Raw genomic sequence first — 19,279 nt, forward strand, 5'->3', positions numbered from 1 at the left:
CGCCAGCATCAAGCCCGCGCCAGTCACTACAAACGACGCGGACACAGCCCCTGAAAACTGCCCAGCACTCAGAACAAACACCGTTGCAGTACTAGAACGCCTCAGGGCGTCCTAAATAGGCACCAAACGCCCTCTGATTACGTGTTTTTCAACCTCGAAGGCGCAGTTCAGGGCCGCTGTGTTGCTCGGGAGACAGGAATCGCCGTTCCGCGACAGCGTTTCGGATGCGGCGATAGCGGACGGTGTTACGTCCACAGATAAGCGACTACGCCGGAAAGACTGGTGATCACGCGTCCCCGTCCTGGCCTGCACGCCACCAACTACCAGTACAGCCCTCTGACGTGATGCCCGGCAAGAGGCCTGTGACCGCCACGGCGGAGGTTGAAAAATGCCTGGTCAGCCACGGCTACACCCTGTGAAGGCAGGCGTGAACGGCAAGATTCCGGCCTCGAGAGACGACAACAGCCGTACAGCGAACGTCAAATCACACGCAGGCGCCCGCTGGTTGGGTACTGCCAGCGCGAGCGATGCGTCTTGGTGGTGCAATCCACGCGCTGTGCGGTCGTCACGGGTCGGGAGCGGTCCCGCGCGAAGAATTTGCCGATCTTCACCGTCTCCCTGATGACGGCACCCGCGTGATGGATCAACTCGCCTTACCGTTCAGTAAGTTATCCGAGTGTCGCCTTACCAGATAGACCATTTCGGGAGGGCCGGATCGACAGATCACTCACAAGTTCCACACAGACTCTAGTGACACAGCGTCTTCACATGTGATCAACTTCCGGTGTTCCAGCAGGTCAGATCCCTGCTGAGCATCCATCACTTGCACCACAGAAAGGGACTCCATGAGAGTCCGGATATCCCGCCGCACGCATGCGGTCATGATCGCCGCCGCCCTTGCGGGGAGTGTCGTGGTTCCGCTGGCCGGCGCACAGCCGGTTGCGGCCGCCGACTGTCTCACCTCGGTACCGACGTACGTGTGGGAGCCGAATACCACCGGCAACATCGCGGCGCCGCGCGTACTGCACAAGTACATGGACTGGGGACCCAAGAGCGGCACCACGGACACCCTGATCGACACCCAGCTCACGGCGAACCTGAAGAGCACCAGCAAGGTGTTCACCGGCGGCGGCAACGGCATCATCTACGAGGCCAACATCTCCGGGCAGGTCAAGTCCTACAAGGACAACACCGCCACTGGCGGATCGCTGCTGACCGCGGTCAAGACGTACACCATGGACTGGTCGACCGCGACACGGATTATCACGAACGGCACGTACATCCTGGTCCTGGCGAGCGATGGCACGCTGGACTTTTACCAGCAGTCCAACCCGTCCACGGGTGACGGCACGATCACGAAGATCGGCTCGACCAGATCCAGTCTGACCACGGGGATGGCCAACGCCACGGATGTGTGGATGGTCAACTCCGGCCTGTCGTGGCTGACGGGCGGCACGATCAAGAAGGCGTCCCTGCTGCCCTCGGGCACGACGCTGAAAGTCGTCGCAGCGGCGGACGTCGCGAGCGGTGTGACCGCCAGCCAGGCCTGGAGTCCCGGGGCCGGCGCCGTCAACACGCAGACCACCACCAGCGATCCCGACACCACCGGGCAGATCTCCAAGTACGCCACGGGACCGTGGACTCAGCTCGATCCAGAGGTCCGCACCGGAATTGTCGGCGAGATCATGGCGGACGCCGGACCGTGCCTCGCTGACCCGGATCCCTCTGAACCGCCCTACTTCGCCACCCCGCCGGACGAGACCGGGGGCGAGGTAGCCGTCGAAGCGCCGGCGGACACCCCCCAGACCCCGTCGAACACGGTCACCGGCAAGTTCACCCTCGGCAACGGGCAGCCCGCACCGGGCCTTCAGGTCGCCCTGACCGCGAACGACCTCACCGACGTCACCGGCCAGACCCAGGTGCCGTGGCTCGGCATGGCGACAACCGCGGCCGACGGCACCTGGTCCGTCACCCTTCCGGACCCGCTCCCGGCCGACGTGCAGCAGACCAAGGACGCCAACGGCGGCATCCTCAACCTGGAAGCCACTGCCGAAGGCGTCACCGCCACCACGGCCACCCCGATGCTCGGCGTGGACGTCCTCTCCACCACCACGGCCCAGCAGAGCGCGACGGTGTCCGCACAGACCGGCGACGGGCACACCACCTTCCTTGCCCCGAACACCGCGTCCGGCACGACACAGGACACCTACGCGGCGTCCACGGACAGCAAGACGCTCGCCGCAAAGATCGAAGCCGACCCGGCCCCGGCTCCGGACACGGTGCCGCTGTGGCAGAGCGACAACAGCACCCTCGCCGCCGACTACAACCCCTACCTGATCAACGGCCACGACGTCAGCGCCGAAGCGGTAAACCCGCCGAAGACGCCGCTGAACTCCGGCAACTGCTGGAACACCAAAACTCAGTACGACAGCACGACGAAGTACACGGTCGTCGGCGAGGCGCACTCCGGTTGGGACTCGAAGTCGTCGTTCGAGTACGAATCCTCGATGAACAGCTCCATTGACATGGGGGTCAAGACCGGCTCCGTTTGGACCATCGGGACGTCCAAGGACCTGTCAACGAGCGTTGGCGCTTCCTTGGGCTGGGGCTTCAGGGCCAAGTATTCGCACCAGTACACGGTGCCGATCCTGTACAAGAAGTACAAGCAGCAGGCCGTGTGTGGCGGTGTGGCGCACGCCACCTGGTACACGCTTGAGGCCAGCAAGTACTACGTGCCCGCCAGCTGGGCGGCGGGCAAGGTCGGTAAGGACGTGTCGTCGAAGGACGGTGCTTCGGCGTTCAGCAAGTCCAATCCCGACTACCGGACCTACCTTGAGGGAGGTGGCAGTAACCAAATCGGTCTCTCCAGCGGTAAGTCCACCAAGTTCGGCGGCGCGGTGAGTGCATTCGGCATCTCACTCGGCTCGAAGACCGGCTATGACACCAACCACAAGCAGAAGCTCCAGGCCGGCGACCAGCACGGCAAGCACTGGCTCTGGGGCAAGAGCGGAAAGATCAGCAGTGGCCACGCCGGCGTCTTCTACTCGAAGTAGGCGCGGCCTGCTGATCGCCGTAACCGCGGTGCTGGTCGTTGTGGCAGCCCTGGCGGCCTGGCTCGTCCCGCAGGGACGAGATGCCACGGCTGCACACGACGGTCATGCGCTCGACGGCGGCATGGACTCCCAGGCCGACGTGGGGTCCAACGGTTTGCGGATCGGCAAGGAGTACTGGCTGAACCTGCCCCAAGTGACCAACCTCAGCGGTGAATCGGTGACGGTGCTCAAGGCGCGGATCAAAGGCGGCCTGCCTCATGGGCTGAAGCTGATCGGCTACAAGGTGGTGAGCACCACGGACACCGACGGATACGGTATTGGCGTGCTCGAGGTGAACTCAGTGGATGACGACGTCACCGGCTTGCCAGACCGGACGCACAGCTTCCCCGTGAAGTCCCACAAGCCGGCCCACTGGTATCCCATGGTCCGGTTCAAGGTGACCGGACCGGTGACGGATGACACGTCGCAATGCCGGTTCTGGTACCAGCAGGGCGCGGTGAAGTACCGGCAGGATCTGCGGTGCGTCAACCAGCTCCGCCTCGCCAAGAAATAAGACAACCCGGTAAGTCAACCGGAGGCGCCCCCAGAACGTGCAGTTCTGGGGGCGTCGGTCAACCTGGACGTCATCAACGTCCGTACTGACCTGTGGATAACCCGCGTCCGTGCTGCTCAGCGGTCCCGGAACGCGGTGCGGATGGCGGCGACGTGGGGCCGGATGAAGGCCTGCGCCCGCTGTTCGGCTTGGGCGTGCTCTTCGTTGGTCAGGGCCCGCCGTACGCACAGTTCGGTGATCTCGACTTCGTACGTGCGGTAGTCGTCCGAGGGCCGGGGCCGGGGCAGCGGCAGCGGGACGGGGTACAGGTGCCAGCCGTGCTTGGTCGACCGCCACAGCTGGCCGTCAGCCTCGGTGAGGGTGCCGTAGTGCTCGATGAACATCGCCACGACGTCCGCGTCGAAGTACATCGACGGCCGGTCGCCCGTCGCGCACCCCGGGCAGCCGTCCTTGCCCGTGCACACCGCCAGGCGTCGGTCGTAGCGAGGTGGCCAGAAGCGGGGATGGGCACGCTGCTGGGTGTAGGTGCGGCCGACGCGCAGGCGGTGGACCTCGACGTGGCCGCCAACCTCAAGGCTGCGCACCGCCCGCCGTACGGCGGCACGTTGGGCGTCGCTCGGTTGCTCGACTCCGTAGACGACGCGGGCGAGGCCGGTGACCGAGGCGGCCAGCGGGGTGCCGTCGATGTCGCTGAGGCCGCCGGGCTCGCTGCGCACGTACGCCAGCACGGCCCGCTGCACTCGCCCGAGTCCTCGTGACACAACTTCAGTGTCCCGCTCCGCCCGGGTCTGGGAAACGAGCGCTTACGGCTCCGCCGGGGTGATCGGAGTGAAGGTGTTGGGCGTCTCAGCAACGAACGCTTACGCCCGCGCCCGCAGCGGGCCGGCCCCCGACAGATGTCCGTCTCATCGCGCGGATCACAGCTGGCCGGAGGCGGCCTTCGGTTCTGTGCAGGTGCTTTGACGGACCTTCACCAGACCCGCTAACGTACATGCCAAATCAGATATCAGATCTCGCACCGAGGTGGTGGAGATGCTACTGACGACCGGACAGGCCGCCGAGGAACTCGGCTGCGCCGTCACCACCTTCCGCCGACTCGTGCGCGCCGGACTGCTGCCAGGCCTGAGCCGCCGCGGGGTGCGCGTCATGGTCCCGCTCGACGTGGTCCAGGCCCTCAGCCAGCGCCAGCACGCCCCACTGGACCAGCTGAGCGCTCCGGAACTCGCCGTCCTGCGGGTCGACACGGCCAAGCAAGTACAGGAACCGGACCGGAACTGGATCGGCTTCGCTGCGTCCCTCACCCCCGACGACCTCCTCAAAGCCCTACGAGGCTGGTGGCGTTGCGATGCGGCAAGCGTCGCGGCCGCCGGAGTCCTGCCGGTGACCCTGTCCGGCTATGTGGTGGCCGTCCTGACAGGCCTGGAAACCTGGGAGAAGAACGCCCAGGGCCGTCACGCCTTTCCACACGCCCGGCTGGCCGGATACGTCACCGACCTGGCCACCCCCACCACGAACGTCACCGCCAGCACCAACACGGACCGTAAGCTCGCTGATCTGCTGCTCGGCAGCACACTCGCCTCACACTCAGGCGGAGCGATCGCCTACGTCTCCACGACACCGCCGACTGAATCGCCGTCCGGACAAGGAACCTGATGGACGCACAGAGCTATACCGCTGCTCTCGCCGAACTGCGCGCGGTGCGGGACGACATCAAGAAGGCCAAGGCCGCCCTTGCACGCCTGGAAGCACAGCGCGACCAGCAGATCGCCCTCCTGGCTGCCTACGGCAAAGCGAAGGCTGAGCGGATCGCCCCGGCAGCCGGACTCAGCGTGGCCGACGTCGTCGCCCTCGCCCCCACCCTGGCCCCCGACAACCTCGCCGGAAACGGCAACGCTCCGGCGCAGACCCCAGCCCCCGAGGCGACCGAGCCCCCGCACACCCCCGAGCCCGAGCCCACTCCGCAGTCCGGAGCCGTGGCGCCCGCGATGCACACAGCCCACACGCAGCCCGCCCCCGAGGCCGATGCTCCGGCCACGCCTGTGGCACTGGACGCACCGCCGGCCCTGCCCTCCATCCCCGAAGGCAGCACGGGCGACGCCTGGTTCGCCCACACCACGGGCCTGGCTTCCACCCGCCCGAACTTCACCCAGCAAGCCCGCTCCACCGTCTTCCTCGACACCGGCACCGGCGTGCTGGTCCACCGCCAGCAGACCCACCGCCTCGATCTCGGCAGCCGCTCGGCCGCCGACATCCTCACCGCGGTCTTCCACACCGTCCCCGAAGGCGTGGAACGCATCTACATCACCGCCGGTGACCCCTGGCACCGCGACGCCGACCGCCACCCCTACCTCCGCGACGCCGTCGCCGCCTGGCTCAACGCCCCCACCCCCGGCTGGCGCACTGACACCGGCCGCGGCCGCGACCGGATGGCCGGACACTTCGTCCACGCCCGCAACCCTGTCGGCCGCTACCAGCGCGAGAACGCCGACCAGCACGTGGAGATCCGCTCGGTGGGGGAGTGGTTCGACCTCGACGGCGACGACCCGCACACCGTCCGCGACGCCTTCGTGCTGCTGTGGCAGGCCCTGCGCCGCCACTGGAACGACGCTGTCCTCATGGGCTCCCCCTCGCAGACCGGCCGTGACCTGTGGACCCGCACCATCCCCACCCGCGGCCAGTACGCCGAAGGCTTCCCCGTGCTCTCGGAGGAGCTGCGCGGCCTGCTCCACGCCACCGCGGGCCAGGGCCGCAACGAACTGCTCACCCCGCCCCGCGTCCCCGACCAGCTGCCCCAACTCGTCGAGTACGACCGCACCTTCGCCTACGCCAAGCACACCTGGAAATCCCCGGTCGGCACCCCCCGCCGCATCACCGCCCAAACCTTCGCCTCCTGGACTCAGAAGGAGCAGATGCGCGCCCTGTACGGCTGCGGACACTGGCAGGTCCGCGTGACCGTCCCCGACAACTGGGACCACGTCGGCATCCTGCCCGCCCCTGCCCCCGGCGACCGCGCCTGGCACTACCCGGCCGCCCCCGGCGACACGTTCACCACCTGGGCCGGCGGCCCCGAAATCCACACCGCCCTGGCCAACCCCATCCAGCCGTGGAAGATCGAAATCCTCGACGGCATCCTCTGGGACGACGGCAAACCCCTCGACGACTGGGCCAAGAAACTCAAAGAGACCTGGAGCAACCTCACCGCCCAGGCCCACTTCCAGGGCGACCCCCAGCAGGCCCGCGCCGCCCACCTCGCCTCCCGCGCCGTGCGCTCCATCCTCCTGTACGGCATCGGCTCCTTCGCGCAACGCCCCCGCATGGTCACCGGGACCACCCCGCGCACCATGGAGCGCGATGTCCCGCCGGACGCCGAAATCATCGGCTTCGACAATGAACTGATCACCTGGCAGAAACCCACGGGCTTCAGCCGCGACCCCAACGCACACCCCGAATGGGCCGCCGCGATCTGGTCCGGCGCCCGCGCCGCCCTGCTCACCCAGCGCCACCGCGACGACGACACCTACGCTGGCGCCCTGCACACCCAGCCCGGCACCGTGATCGCCTTCCGCACCGACGCCCTCTACCTCACTGCACCCCAGCACTGGCCGCACCGCCAGCAGCCTGGCGACTACCTCCTCAAAGGCCACCTCACCGGCCCGGTCACAGCCCCCACCACCGAGGAAGAACTCCTCGCCCTGCGCGACGTCGGACGCACCGCCCTGACCCAGAACGGGGGACAGGCCTGATGCCGCCACGCCCGCGCCACAACCAACCGACGGCGCAAGCCCAGTTGAACGAGGCCGCCCAACTAGCCGACCAGCTCCAAGCCGCCGGCTACACCAAACGCGACATCGCCCGCATCATCAGCCGCGACCCCTCCCTGGTCTCCCAGTTCTACACAAAGAACAAGGGCGCCGCCTTCGTCCCCGCCCTCCAACAGGTCCTGACCGCCGTCCAGACCGGCGGCATCACCGACCTGCCCGAACTCACCACCATCGCCGCCCGCCACACCCACCGCCGCACCACTGCCAGCGGCACACGCGCCCGAGTCCGCAGCAAGGCCGTCTTGATCACCCCCACCGGATCCGGCACCGGCCGCGTCGGCGCCCAGGCCATCGCCTCCGGCTCCTCCCGTCTGCGTCCCCTGATCGCCGAAGCCGCCCGCCAAGGCCTGCGCCTGGCCTTCACTGTCCGCCTCGCCAAAACCGGCTACCTGCACCCCTCCGGCAGCCGCACCGACTCACCCGGCATCCGCCGCGACGTCACCCAACGCGCCGACCACACCGAAGAACGCGCCTACGGCTCCTCGCAGACCGGCGGCCACGACGCAGCCGAATTCGCCCGCCGTGTCGACGCAGCTGGCGGAGACGTCACCGCCGCCGTCCACCAATGGCTCGTCGAGACCGGACGCATCAACCCCGACGCCCACATCCTCCACTTGGAAGTACGCACCTGGCGCCCGCGCTGAGACAGCCGCCCCATTCGCGCAGATGCGAATGATACTGAGGCAGAAGACGGGGCGGAGGCGGACAGCGGTAGCAACCCTGCGTAGCCGCACTTGAGCAGTCGAACCTTCATGCGCTCGGCTTAGGGCGTGCAGATCTTTAACTCGTCTTTTTGACCTTGGTCTGGGTGGGGTCGGGAGCGAGGAACATCGCGACATCGGCTGGTGTGCGGAAGCGGGCGGTTGAGGCACTGATGTGGTGGCCGTGTGCTTCGAGCAGTGGGCGGACTTCCTGACTTGCTCGGCAGATGGTCACGGCAGTGACACCGAAGAGTTGGCCGAGGAGGTTCATGGTGGCGAGTTTGCGCAGGTGGAGCACGGTGGCCAGGATCCGGTCGGCCGGGGTGAGCTTGGCTTTGGCGCCGGTGCCGGGGGCGACCAGGCGTTCGTGGCCGCGGCGTGTGCGGAGTACCTGCTCGCGTTGAACCTCCAGCGCAGGTGTCAGCACTTCGATGAGCTTGTCGAGCCGTTGGCGGGGCATGCCGGTCAGTTCGGGGTCCTGCAGCGAGTGCCGGGACAGGCCATGTGGATTCTTCACCATGGTCCGGTCTGACGTGCTGTTGGCAGCCGTGGTGTCTGACGGGTGCTGGGGGTGGAGGGTGTAGTTCCAGTCGCCGTGGAAGCGGTGCCGGGTGATGGGGAGGGCGGCGATCTCGTCGTCGGTGACCTGGATGCCGGTGGGGTAGGGGTTGGTGTCGAGTTCGGCGTGCACGGTCAGGCCGGTCTTGGTGGTGGTCGCGGCGATGCACTCGACGATGACTTCGTGGCTGGTCAGGGGCCTGCCTCGCCAGTTCATGGTGATGTGGGAGAACAGCCGGTGCTCGATCCGGTTCCACTTAGATGTGCCGGGAGGCAGGTGGCAGACGGTGACCGTCAGTTTGGTCTCGGCGGCGAACCGGGCGAGTTCGGTCTTCCAGGTGCGGGTGCGATAGCCGTTGGAGCCGCCGGCATCGGCGGTGATCAGTAGCCGGTCAGCTGTTGGATAGGCGGTTCGTCCGGCGCCGTTCCACCAGCGGCGGATGGATTCGACGGCGAACGCGGCGGTGTCGTGGTCGGTGCCCACGTTGACCCAGCCGGTGTTCGCGGTGACGTCGTAGATGCCGTAGGGCACTGCTCTGCCCAGCTCGCGGTCGGGGAAGTCGTGGGTGTCGACTTGCACCGGCTCGCCTCTTGGCTCCCATTCACGGCCGTTGTTCTTGAAGGGGCCGACCAGTTCCTTCTTCTTCGTGTCCACGCTGATCACCGGAGCCCCGCCGTTCTGATGGTTGCGGGCCTGTTCGTTGAGGTAGTGGAACTGACCGGATTCAACCGGTCGGTGTGCTGCTTGCCTTCGAGGGTCTTGGCGTTGCTCTGCAGGCTGAAGCCCTCCTCGCGCAGGAGGTCGCCCACCGTGTCCGCACAGATCCTGTGGCCCTGCCGGGTCAGCTGTTCGGCGAGTTTGCGGGTGGATTTGGTGGTCCAGCGCAGCGGCGACATGGGGTCTCCGCGGACATCGGGCTCGACCAATGCGAGAAGCGCTTTGCGGACGGCTGGGTTCAAGTCGGCGACCCGTTTGCGGCCGCCACCGGGCCGGCGCACTCGTCCCAACGGCACATCTTGGGAGCCGAGTTCTCGCACTCCGGCCGAGACCGTGGCCTCACGAACACCGACGGCACGAGCGACCGCTTTGATCCCGCCGTGACCGAGAGACTGGGCCTCCGCCCCTATCAACAGGCGACGCTGCCGCTCGTCGAGATGCGGCAGAATCGCCTCGAACTTCGCTGCCAATACGTCCCGTTGCTCTTCCAGCCCGCTCACGCCAGACCAACGAACCACCGAGCGGAAAGCTACGAGTTAAAGATCTGCACGCCCTTAGCCGCCTCACTGTCGTCTCGTGCTCACCACCTATGTGGTGGGGTGGTTGTTGATCCAGGCGAGGCCGCCGAGGTCGAGGTGGTGGCGGGCGCGGGTGACGGCGACGTAGGCGAGGCGGGCGTCGGTGTCACTGACGGGTTCTGGGACGGGGCGTCCTTGTGTGTCGTTCTGGTCGGTGTCTTTCGGTGGTGGGAAGTCGTCGCCGATCCGGACGGTGGGCCATTCGCGGCCTTTGGCGCTGTGTGCGGTGGAGACGGTGACGTCGGCGTTGGCTTCGTCGGTGAGTTGGTGGACGGCGGTGAGGATGGCGTCGGTTCCGTGGGTGTCGACGAGGTCGACGAAGGGCTGGAGGTCGCGTCCGGCGGGGTCGTGTGCGGCGTAGTCCTGCAGTTCGCCCCAGGAGGGGAACAGGACGAGTTCGGGGTGTGTGGTGCGGCGGCCGCTCTGGAGATCGCGGGCTGCGAGGGCGAGTTGGGTCAACTGGTGCCCGCCGCGGGTGAGGGCGACGCGGTGGCCGGCGGAGAGCAGACGCATGACCTCGGCCATGGCGCCGATGTTGGTCCGGCACAGGACCGCGTCGGGGCGGGTGAGACTGCCGACCTCGGTGGCGAGGTCGTGGGTGCCGGTGAGGCGGATGGGGGCGTCGGCGAGGGTGAGCCACCGGTTGGCCTCCTCGGCGATGAGGGGGCCGAAGCGGAAGGAGCGGGTGAGGGTGAGGGGGGTGGCGTCGAAGCCGGTCATCACGTCGCGGGCGCCGCGCCAGCCGTAGATGGCCTGGGCGGAGTCGCCGACCATGACGAGCTGGGTGTGGCTGCGCTGGGCGGTGAAGACCTCCTCGAGAACGGGGTTGGTGTCCTGGGCCTCGTCGAGGAAGAGGAAATCCGCTTCGATCCTGGGCTCGGTCAGGGCCCACATCTTCAGGTAGTGGTCGTGTTCGAAGCGGACGACACCGCGGTCGGGGTGGTGCAGGTCTTCCCAGGCTTTGGACGCGAACGGCAGGACCTCCTGGGCGAGTTGCTTCTGTTCGCCGGGGCTGCTCAGGCCGCGCAGGTGGGGTACGTGGTGGTGGGCCAGGGCGCGGTCGGCGGAATGGCAGTAGCGGGTCACGGTGCGCAGCACGGTGTGGGACAGCAGCCGGGGGCCGATCTCGTGCGTGCCGATGCGGAGCGGGCGGGTGATGCCGAGTGCCTGGCCGGTCTTCCAGGCCGGCTGGCGGGGACTGTTGAGCCGGCTCGTGTAGCGGTGGCCGAGCGCGGCGTAGGCCGTGGCGTGGACGGTCTTGCAGATCACGGTGCGGGGGAAGCGGGTGGCGGCATCACGCGCGATGTCCTTGTTGAAGGCGAGGTAGCGGCCGCGGCGCTGGGTGTCGGCGGCGAGCTGGGTGAGGGTGCTGGTCTTTCCCGTCCCGGCGCCGGCTTGCAGGACGAGATGGCGGCCGGCCCGGAAGGCGTCGGCGGCGTGGGCCTGTTCGTCGGTAGGCGTGTGCAACAAGGGCTCCGCGAGAGATGAAGAGGATCACGGGGGAGGGGCCTACAACTGCCGCGTCGGGAGCGGCGGCAGGAGGAGTTACGGCGTTGTGCGGGTGTCAGGACGGCGGTGGCTGTCAAGGAACCCGGCCACGCAGGCCAGGACTTCTTCGGGTGTGTGGTCGGCGAGCAGGCTTTCGAGCCGGATCTCCAGGCGCCGCGCGCGTTCCTGGGCGTCCCGGGCGAGAGCTACGGTCACCCGCTGCCGGAGCACGTCCTTGGGCCGTTGCCCCAGAACTGCCGCCGCCTGGCGCAGCGCCTTGTCGGCGGAGCAGTGCAGGTCGACGTTGACCAGGACCTGGCCGTGCCGGTCGGGGTAGTGCGTGGCCAGGACGTCGACAGGCAAGCGCGCACCGAGTCGGCGCCGCACCGCGTGCAGGGCGCCGCCGGGACTGCGGGCGCTGTGGACCGTCATCAGCCGGATCCGGTCCGCGCTCACCGCCAGGGCCCCACCGCGGCGTGCATCTCGCAGTTCGCCCGGAGTGGCCGGTCTGGTCAGAGTGATTTCGACGGCGTGGTGCGGCATCAGGGCCGGGCCGCCTGCCGCACACAGCCGTGAGGCCCGGGCCGTCGGGCACTGGTGGGCAGGCGGGTGTGGACGTGTTCGTGGTGGCGCAGCGGATCGAAGGGCTCCCAGTCGGACACCGCCAGGTCGGCGGCCGTGGGCGTGGCGGCGTGCTGCGGGCAGTGCTGGGCGCGCCAGCGCAACTGCTCGGCATAGGGGGCACGGCTCAGGTCGTAGACGGCCATAACGTCGGTGGGCAGCGCCAGCTGGCCGCCCGCCGCGGTGACGGGCATCAGCCTCCAGATGCCGGCCGGGGCACCGGGAGTGAGGAGTGGGCCGGTACAGCGATCGCGTCGCCGGGTCTGCGTGACGCACCGGATCTCCTCCACCGGCCGGGACGCGAGATAGCGCACGTACAGCAGCTGCACCACGGGCCGCGCCGGACGGCAGGCCCGTGCACCCGCGGTTGCGGGCGCCGGGTGGTCCGGGGCAGGGGTGAAGACGCCGGTGTCGATCAGACGGCGTGTGGTCACGGCCAGGGCCCGGCGCAGACCGGTCAAGCCGACAGGGGTCGAGTCCGTATCCCGGGCAGGGCAGACGGCCGCGTGCGGCAGGCGGCACCAGTTGCTGCCGTCATCGACCGGGTAGGCGAGACCGGAGCTGACGTGCCAGCGGCACGCGGCGGGCACCTGGGCGATGGGCAGTTCGTCGGGATGGAGGCGGACGGGGCGCTGCTGTGTGCCCAATCCGCGGTGGTACCACTCGATCCGGTTGCCGCATTCGCGGCATCGGTCGCGCTGGCCGCAGCGCAGCAGGCGGCTCGTTCCGTCGGGGGAGATCTGCAGGAGACGGCGGCGGCGCGGGGAGATCGGGGTGCCGTCCCAGTGCCGGGCTGTGGAAGGTGGTGTGGAGCGCATGCGGGTGAACCTGCCAGCCGACACGTCGGATTCGTGCCGACGGCGCCGGACGATCGCCTGGTCGGCCCTATTTGGTGAGACGGGCGTGCGAACGTGCGGTTGCGTGTTCGGTGGCTCTCGCCGGTTCGGGTGGTCTGCCGAGGCCGTGCGGCCAAGGGTCAGTCGCCGGCCGGACCGGGCAGGTCGTGCCCGCGGCACAGCGTGCTGAACAGCTCGTCGAGCGGTGTGCCCAGCGCGTGGGCGAGAGCGTGCCAGGTCTTCAGAGTGCCGATGGTGCGACCCTGCTCGATCTCGATGAGAGTGCGTCTGGCCAGGCCAGTACGGGCCGCGAGTTCGTCGTAGCTCCACCCGCGTGCGGCCCGCAGACGCGCGAGCTCCAACCGCAGTGCGTTGAGGTCCGGGTCGGGCGGCAAGATCGTCACTCGTCCATCCGACGGTGCAGACCCTTGCCCTGGCAGTGTAGACCTCTGCCCTATTTCCGCAGGTCGCGCACACCCCGAGAAGGGCAGAGCTCTGCACTAGGGTGGCCGCCGCCCCGCACCCCGCCACAAGACCGGCCCGCGCCGAGCACAACAGGAGGAACACGCGCCCATGAGGCCGCGCACAGCATGCCCGGCGCCACCCGGCACCTGGACCGTCGAACTGCACGCACACCCCGACGGCCCCGCCCTCGTCTGCCGGCAGTGCCCGCATCCCGGCCGCCAGGTCGCCACCGGCTCCGCCCGCCAAGCAGCCCTCGCCCACCTCGCACGCCACGCCCGCGGCGACCTCCGACCATCCCACCTGCGCACCTGCCAGTGCCGCGAACACGGCTGCCGCTGGCACCCACGCCACCGCGGCTGCGCCGGCCTCATCCGGCTCCTCCTCGCCTGCGAACGCGGCGGACGAATCTGGAGACTTGCCGACACCTGCACCGCCTGCGCCGCGGCAACGGAGCGGGCGGCCGTCGTCCCCGACACAACCCTCGCCCAGGCACCGCAGCCCAGCCCGCCCCGACGCCGCAACCGGCCGCCCAGAGGGCCGGATGAAAAGACCCGCGTCCGCAACATGCTCAGTTACCTGGCCGCCACCCTCCCCGACAACGCGTCACCCTCAGCACGCCTGCTCGCCCTCCAATGTGCGCTCCGTGCGGACGACACCCTGCACGTTCGGCTGCCCAGAGGCGTACTGCGCGGCCTCCGCCTCGACGCCCCAGAACCCTGGCGCGACCTGGAACGGGCGCACTGGCTACACATCGCGACCCCGAACGCATCCCGCCAGATCACCGTCCGACTCCTCGATACCGCTCTGCTCGGTCAGGAACCAGCCCGCCCGGACCGGCGCCGGGCCGCGGACTGGGCCTTGCGTGCAGGCAATCCGTCCCGGACCGGAGTGGGCGGCCCGTTGCAGCAACTGATTGTCACCTGCCTCGCGGCGCACACCGACACGTCCGGCAACGGCTGGAGCGAACCTGGCCGGATGGCACGGGGCTGCGGTCTCTCGCCCGGACAACTCCCTGACCTGCTGGATCAGTTGACGGCGGCCGGGATGCTTGCCGCATGGCGGGGCTGCCCGTACTCGGAAGACCTGCACTGGAAGCTCCGCCCGGCTAGTGGCCTGCAGGTCATCGAAGGGTGCGGCGGGATGCGGTGATCTGCCCGGGTGCGTTGTCCGCCCTGTGTACGGGTGGCCCAGCTCTGTCCTATCCGCCTCATGCAGGCCTTTCAAGAAGGGCTGCCTTCACCGCTTTTCACTGCCTGACCCTTGTACGCGCACGCGGGTCCGAAGAGGGCGAGCGGTCGACGGGCGTTGATGCTCTGCATACCCAACTCGCCACCCACCTGGTCCCCTTCGCCCGCAAGGCGTGAGGCGACCTCCAGCACCCCGACGACGGCGCGGTCCACTTGGATGAGCCAGAGCACGATAGGTGTCGCATATGCATGACAACTGCCGTCATCCGGGTCCGGCCTCCTTGCGTAGGCGCTCTCGGTCCGGTTTCCGCGAGTCGCCGGGAGGCGACGTTGTCGGTGGGCTCTGCCAGGGTGTGGGGCGTGGATGAACTGGTGGAGCGTGTCGACGATCAAGATCGTGTGCTGGGGATGGCGGTTAGCCGCCGGCAGGCCATCCGGGAGGGTTGGCTGCACCGGGTCGCCGTGACGGTGTGCCGTGATGAGCGTGGGCGGATCCTCGTTCACCGGCGGTCGGAGCAGCTGTCGCGCTTCCCCGGGCTCTACGAGGTCGTGGTCGGTGGCGCCGTGGATGTCGGTGAGTCCTATGAACAGGCAGCCGCGCGGGAGCTGGCCGAAGAGCTGGGCATTCGTGTGCTGCCGCGCTTGCTGTTCACGTTCATCAACCGCAGCGGTTTGAGCCCTCACTGGCTCGGCGTGCACGAAGCCGTGGTGCCGGACACCGTGGCCGCCGATCCTGATGAGGTCGCCTGGCATGGCTGGCTGACCGAGCCGGAGCTGCGGTCGGCTCTGCTGGAGTGGCGCTTCACCCCCGACAGCCACGAAGCCTTCAGCCGGTATCTCGCGTTCAGGACCGCGCGGTCCTGACCTTGCTCGCCTCGCAGGCGGGGGCGACAACTTTGCCTGTAATAGGCGCGGTACACGCCAAGAACGATGCGAATCTGACGACAGTTGCCGTGCTCCGTGGCCCAGAAAACTCCTGGTCAGAGTGCCGAGTTGACGACAGCTAGCACGCTCCGTCTCATTGGACCTTTCGCGCTATCGCGGCCCGCATGATTGAGACAGGGTAGCCACAGCCTGCGACCATGACCGGTCGTCCCAGCCAGCCGACCGCATGGTCCGGTCCTCGGATGTTGCCGGGCCGCAGATGCTACAACGTATGTCCGACTTAGCCGTGCATCTGTTCAGCGAACAGGCCGAAATCTCGGAGCCATTCTTCGGACGTAAACGCATCGCTGGAGTCTTTTGCTCGGCCCCTCTTCGACCGCGGGACGCGGAGGCTGTCCCAGCACAGGACTGATGGCGTTCCCAGCCGGCTGGCGCGACCGCGACGACTGAGCGCCCGGTGCAGTGAGTCGAGGTGCGCGCCCGGTCCTGGAAGCCGACAGGCGCTGCCGTCCGTACGCCCTTCTGCCGTTTGCAGCCGCGGGTTGTGATGTCGGGCTTGGTGCGGTGTTCGTCAAGCGGCCCGCATGCTGCTCGAGGCAGTACCCATTGATGGCTGGCAATGGCGAGGCCGGCGCTCTCTTGGAGAGTGCCGGCCTTGGGCGGTCTCACGCGGCAACGTGATCACGCTGAGTCCCTGATCGCCTTGTGTGGAGCCCGCAACTCTCAGGAGACGCCGGAGCAATCCGGCTCCGCAAAGAGTGCCGGGTTGTCCTGAACGACGGCTGAACGCGATTGGGATGACGCGACATCTTAAATGCGGCCTGATGTCCGTGGAGCCTGTCTCCGGAAGTAATCAGGCTGGTCGGCAGGGTTTTTGCTGGTTGCAGTGCCTGGACGATCGTGCACATCGGCGTGGACGGAGACGCATCAACGTTTTTCAGGGTATCCCCTGAACGGTGGGGTGGGTGGCACGATGCAGACGCGATTCGGCGTCGGCAAACGCCGTATCGACTGCACGGATCTTGGAGCCCGCAACCCGCCCGCTACATGTGGGGCGTACTTGAACTCAGGAGAAAGACCATGGCCCGAACGTTCCTTCCTGCGCACTGTGTGGTGCACGACTCGTCGTGCCGGCATAAGCCTGCACTCCCCGATGCCGTGGTCATCGTGGTGATCGCGGTCCTGGCCTGCGTGCTGTCCGTATACGGCCTGGAGCTGTCGTCGGTCTTGGCCGTTTTGGGCGGCGCCGGTCTGGTAGCGGCGAGCACGCTGATTGTTCTGCGTGAAGGGGACCGGCGCCTGGGCCGCACGGTAATGCGTGTTGCGCACGCTGTTGCTGCCTTCTGAGGCCACAAGACAGTGGGGCGCAAGGAGAGGCCGATCGCCTCGTCGAACAGGGCACTGGTCAAGTTGGCGCGGTGGTTGCGTGACCAACGGTCGGACAGCGGTTGCTCCTATGCCGAGATGGCCGTCCGCGCGGACTGTCATACGACCACGCTTCAGCGGGCGGCCTCTGGCCGCTCCGTTCCCAGTGAACGGAGCGTACGCGCGTACGCATTGGCCTGCGGCGCATCGGTGGAAGAGGCGATGAAGCTATGGCGCCAAGCCCGCAGGGGGAACCTTCGTGGTGCAGCCGCCGGGGGTTCGCCGGATCCGCAAGACATCGACGGCATCGACATGCTCAGGGCCGGACTGAGAGAGCTGTACGAATCTGCTGGGCGGCCTTCGGTACGGGCGATGGAGGGCCGCGCTGGTACGGGACGACTACCTCACAGCACAGCCCACCGCATCGTGCTCGGCCGGACGGTGCCGCGTGATGTCCACCAGTTGACCGGATTCCTTACCGCGTGCCTGGTCGCATCGGCTGACCATCCGTTGTGGGTGGCTGCGTGGCAACGTGCTCTAGGGAAGGAATCGGCAGAACCTTTCTCTGCCCCCCTGGAGAGACCGGTGGTGAGCGGGCAGGTGAAGCCAATTGGCGTCTCGCGGCCTTCGGTTCCTGCTGCGGGGCTGTATGCCGCGGTGCTCGGGCCCGTGCGCGTCTGGCAGGAGGGCGAGCCGCTGCCAGCTGGTTCTCCCCAGCAACGGGCGCTGTTGGCTGTCCTGTTGCTGGCGGAGGGGCGGACTGTCACGGCAAGCGAGCTTATCGATGCGTTGTGGGGCGATGTGCCGCCATCCCAGGCTATGGCCGCCGTTCGCACGTACGCTTCCCGACTTCGCAAGGCGATGGGGTCGGGGACGCTGATCAGTGAGTCTGGCGGATACGCCGTGCGCCTGCCCGCCCAAGCCGTTGACGTTGCCGTAGCGAAGGATTTCGCGTGGCGGGCGGAGAAAGCACGTGACCACGGAGATCTGCCCCGTGCCCGGATCCTGCTGCGGCATGCCCTTGGCCTGTGGGAGGGGGAAGTACTTGCCGGAATACCTGGGCCCTACGCGGAAACTCAACGCGCGCGTCTGGAGGAGTGGCGGCTGCAGATGCTTGAAAGCTGCGTGGACCTGGATCTTGCGTGCGGCCTCCACACGGAGGCCGTTTCCGAACTCACCGCGCTTACGGGAGCGCACCCGCTGCGCGAGCGGCTGCGTGAGCTTTTGATGCTGGCGCTCTATCGCTGCGGTCGGCAGGCTGAAGCTCTCGCGGTGTACGCAGACACACGCAGACTGCTCTCCGACGAGCTGGGAGTCGAACCACGCCGGGCACTTGCCGATCTCCAGCGGCGTATCTTGCAGGCGGATCCCGGTCTTACGCCAGAATCGAGGCCCGCTGCAGTTCGAATGAGCCCCGCCCTCATCCGCCCGGCGCAGCTGCCGCCTGCCGTTTCGGATTTCACAGGCCGGTCAGCCGTACTCGAGGAGCTCGTCAACGTGTTGGCTGCTGCGGCAGCAGGCACGAGTTTGCCGGTGGCCGCCATCTCCGGTACCGGTGGCGTGGGGAAGACAACCCTGGCTGTGCAGGCTGGGAAGGCAGTTGAGCAGTACTTCCCGGATGGCCAGCTCTACATCGACTTGCGCCAAATACAGTCGTCCGCCGCCCTTGCCACACTACTGAACGCCCTCGGAGTCGCAGAGCATTCTGTTCCAGCAGGCCTCGCAGAACGCTCTGGGCTCTATCGCTCTGCCCTGCACGGCCGCCGCGTGCTTGTCGTATTGGATCACGCGCAGAATGCAGCGCAGGTCCGCTGGCTGCTGCCCGCAGACCAGGGCTGCGCCGTACTGGTCACCTCACATAGGCGGATGATCGACTTGACCGGTGCACACCTGGTGGAGCTAGACGTGATGTCCCCGGACGAAGCACTCCGCTTCTTCCTGCAAATCGTCGGCCAAAGACGGGCGGTCGGGGAACACGGAGCCGCTCGGTATGTGGTGGCGGCCTGTGGCTTTCTGCCGCTGGCGATTCGTGCCGCCGCCTGCCGCCTGTTGGCACGTCGGACCTGGACGGTCGCGGACCTGAGGGACAAGCTCGCGGACGAGGACAGCCGGCTGGACGAACTGCAGGCGGGCGACCTGGCCGTGAAACCCGTCATCGAACACAGCTATCGCCAGTTGGATACGGAACAGGCCCGTGCCTTCCGACGGCTGAGCTCCTCTGCTCACGCGTTCGTACCCCTGCCTGAAGCGGCCCGTCTCCTCGATCGCGGTGAGGCAAGAACAGAGCAACTTTTGGAGAGCCTGGTCGACGTCGGCCTGCTGGCGCCGATCGGCGGGAGGAACTATCAAGTCCACCTACTCGCCGGGCTCTATGCGAGGGGGCTACCCATCTTGTGACGTGATCCGGCTGCAGGCGTGTGCGGTCATGCCGGTGGCATCGAAAACGGCGG

At 67.7% G+C, this 19,279-nt stretch carries 14 protein-coding genes and 1 pseudogene; 9 read left to right on the forward strand and 6 right to left on the reverse strand.

Going from position 1 to position 19,279, the window contains the following annotated elements:
• Positions 1–881: 881 nt before the first annotated feature.
• Positions 882–3,053, forward strand: coding sequence for a hypothetical protein (locus tag ACZ6KY_RS38190; RefSeq protein WP_469314861.1), 2,172 nt, complete (start codon positions 882–884; stop codon positions 3,051–3,053).
• Positions 3,022–3,606 carry a hypothetical protein gene (locus ACZ6KY_RS38195; protein ID WP_469314862.1) on the forward strand — a complete coding sequence of 195 codons (585 nt, stop codon included), beginning with the start codon at positions 3,022–3,024 and terminating at the stop codon, positions 3,604–3,606. The genes ACZ6KY_RS38190 and ACZ6KY_RS38195 overlap by 32 nt, the downstream gene beginning before the upstream one ends.
• Before the next feature lie 116 nt (positions 3,607–3,722).
• On the opposite strand, the gene ACZ6KY_RS38200 is transcribed toward ACZ6KY_RS38195, so the two are convergent.
• The gene (locus ACZ6KY_RS38200) at positions 3,723–4,367 is read right to left on the reverse strand and encodes a hypothetical protein (protein WP_469314863.1); all 645 of its coding nucleotides are present in this window, start codon (positions 4,365–4,367) and stop codon (positions 3,723–3,725) included.
• A 271-nt stretch (positions 4,368–4,638) separates the two neighbouring features.
• On the opposite strand from ACZ6KY_RS38200, the gene ACZ6KY_RS38205 reads away from it, so the two are divergent.
• Genes ACZ6KY_RS38205 through ACZ6KY_RS38215 form a run of 3 tightly spaced genes read left to right on the forward strand, consistent with a single transcriptional unit; the run spans position 4,639 to position 8,071 of the window.
• Positions 4,639–5,259 carry a helix-turn-helix domain-containing protein gene (locus ACZ6KY_RS38205; protein ID WP_469314864.1) on the forward strand — a complete coding sequence of 207 codons (621 nt, stop codon included), beginning with the start codon at positions 4,639–4,641 and terminating at the stop codon, positions 5,257–5,259.
• Positions 5,259–7,349, forward strand: a complete 2,091-nt coding sequence (locus tag ACZ6KY_RS38210; RefSeq protein ID WP_469314865.1) for a coiled-coil domain-containing protein — start codon at positions 5,259–5,261, stop codon at positions 7,347–7,349. The genes ACZ6KY_RS38205 and ACZ6KY_RS38210 overlap by 1 nt, the downstream gene beginning before the upstream one ends.
• On the forward strand, positions 7,349–8,071 hold the full coding sequence (locus ACZ6KY_RS38215; RefSeq protein WP_469314866.1) for a helix-turn-helix domain containing protein: 723 nt from the start codon (positions 7,349–7,351) through the stop codon (positions 8,069–8,071). Before ACZ6KY_RS38210 ends, ACZ6KY_RS38215 begins: the two co-directional genes overlap by 1 nt.
• Positions 8,072–8,207: 136 nt before the next feature.
• Here ACZ6KY_RS38215 and ACZ6KY_RS38220 read toward each other — a convergent pair.
• The 5 genes and pseudogenes from ACZ6KY_RS38220 to ACZ6KY_RS38240 all read right to left on the reverse strand — a co-directional run bounded on the left by ACZ6KY_RS38220 (position 8,208) and on the right by ACZ6KY_RS38240 (position 13,331).
• Positions 8,208–9,904: pseudogene (locus tag ACZ6KY_RS38220) on the reverse strand (ISAzo13 family transposase).
• Positions 9,905–9,991: 87 nt separating this feature from the next.
• The gene (locus tag ACZ6KY_RS38225; RefSeq protein ID WP_469314887.1) at positions 9,992–11,449 is read right to left on the reverse strand and encodes a UvrD-helicase domain-containing protein; all 1,458 of its coding nucleotides are present in this window, start codon (positions 11,447–11,449) and stop codon (positions 9,992–9,994) included.
• A 78-nt stretch (positions 11,450–11,527) separates the two neighbouring features.
• Complete coding sequence (locus tag ACZ6KY_RS38230) at positions 11,528–11,926, reverse strand: hypothetical protein (RefSeq protein WP_469314867.1); 399 nt, start codon at positions 11,924–11,926, stop codon at positions 11,528–11,530.
• Between the two features lie 86 nt (positions 11,927–12,012).
• Complete coding sequence (locus tag ACZ6KY_RS38235; RefSeq protein ID WP_469314868.1) at positions 12,013–12,909, reverse strand: DUF6083 domain-containing protein; 897 nt, start codon at positions 12,907–12,909, stop codon at positions 12,013–12,015.
• 158 nt (positions 12,910–13,067) lie between these two features.
• Entirely contained in the window at positions 13,068–13,331 is a 264-nt protein-coding gene (locus ACZ6KY_RS38240) for a helix-turn-helix transcriptional regulator (RefSeq protein WP_469314869.1), read from the reverse strand.
• Between the two features lie 169 nt (positions 13,332–13,500).
• On the opposite strand from ACZ6KY_RS38240, the gene ACZ6KY_RS38245 reads away from it, so the two are divergent.
• The 4 genes from ACZ6KY_RS38245 (at position 13,501) to ACZ6KY_RS38260 (ending at position 19,226) form a co-directional block, all read left to right on the forward strand.
• Positions 13,501–14,541, forward strand: a complete 1,041-nt coding sequence (locus tag ACZ6KY_RS38245; RefSeq protein WP_469314870.1) for a hypothetical protein — start codon at positions 13,501–13,503, stop codon at positions 14,539–14,541.
• 446 nt (positions 14,542–14,987) lie between these two features.
• On the forward strand, positions 14,988–15,443 hold the full coding sequence (locus ACZ6KY_RS38250; RefSeq protein WP_469314888.1) for an NUDIX domain-containing protein: 456 nt from the start codon (positions 14,988–14,990) through the stop codon (positions 15,441–15,443).
• 1,101 nt (positions 15,444–16,544) lie between these two features.
• Positions 16,545–16,811 (forward strand): hypothetical protein, encoded by a 267-nt coding sequence (locus tag ACZ6KY_RS38255; protein ID WP_469314871.1) that lies wholly within the window; start codon positions 16,545–16,547, stop codon positions 16,809–16,811.
• A gap of 12 nt (positions 16,812–16,823) precedes the next feature.
• Positions 16,824–19,226 (forward strand): BTAD domain-containing putative transcriptional regulator, encoded by a 2,403-nt coding sequence (locus ACZ6KY_RS38260; RefSeq protein WP_469314872.1) that lies wholly within the window; start codon positions 16,824–16,826, stop codon positions 19,224–19,226.
• Positions 19,227–19,279 lie beyond the last annotated feature (53 nt).

It is taken from the genome of Streptomyces sp. NPDC042002 (genome assembly GCF_055588305.1).

Bases quoted from the DNA above. Each gene is read 5' to 3' on its own strand.
- ACZ6KY_RS38190 (WP_469314861.1), top strand. From the start codon at position 882: ATGATCGCCGCCGCCCTTGCGGGGAGTGTCGTGGTTCCGCTGGCCGGC.
- ACZ6KY_RS38205 (WP_469314864.1), top strand. From the start codon at position 4,639: ATGCTACTGACGACCGGACAGGCCGCCGAGGAACTCGGCTGCGCCGTC.
- ACZ6KY_RS38210 (WP_469314865.1), top strand. From the start codon at position 5,259: ATGGACGCACAGAGCTATACCGCTGCTCTCGCCGAACTGCGCGCGGTG.
- ACZ6KY_RS38215 (WP_469314866.1), top strand. From the start codon at position 7,349: ATGCCGCCACGCCCGCGCCACAACCAACCGACGGCGCAAGCCCAGTTG.
- ACZ6KY_RS38235 (WP_469314868.1), bottom strand. From the start codon at position 12,909: ATGCGCTCCACACCACCTTCCACAGCCCGGCACTGGGACGGCACCCCG.
- ACZ6KY_RS38245 (WP_469314870.1), top strand. From the start codon at position 13,501: ATGAGGCCGCGCACAGCATGCCCGGCGCCACCCGGCACCTGGACCGTC.
- ACZ6KY_RS38250 (WP_469314888.1), top strand. From the start codon at position 14,988: ATGGCGGTTAGCCGCCGGCAGGCCATCCGGGAGGGTTGGCTGCACCGG.
- ACZ6KY_RS38255 (WP_469314871.1), top strand. From the start codon at position 16,545: ATGGCCCGAACGTTCCTTCCTGCGCACTGTGTGGTGCACGACTCGTCG.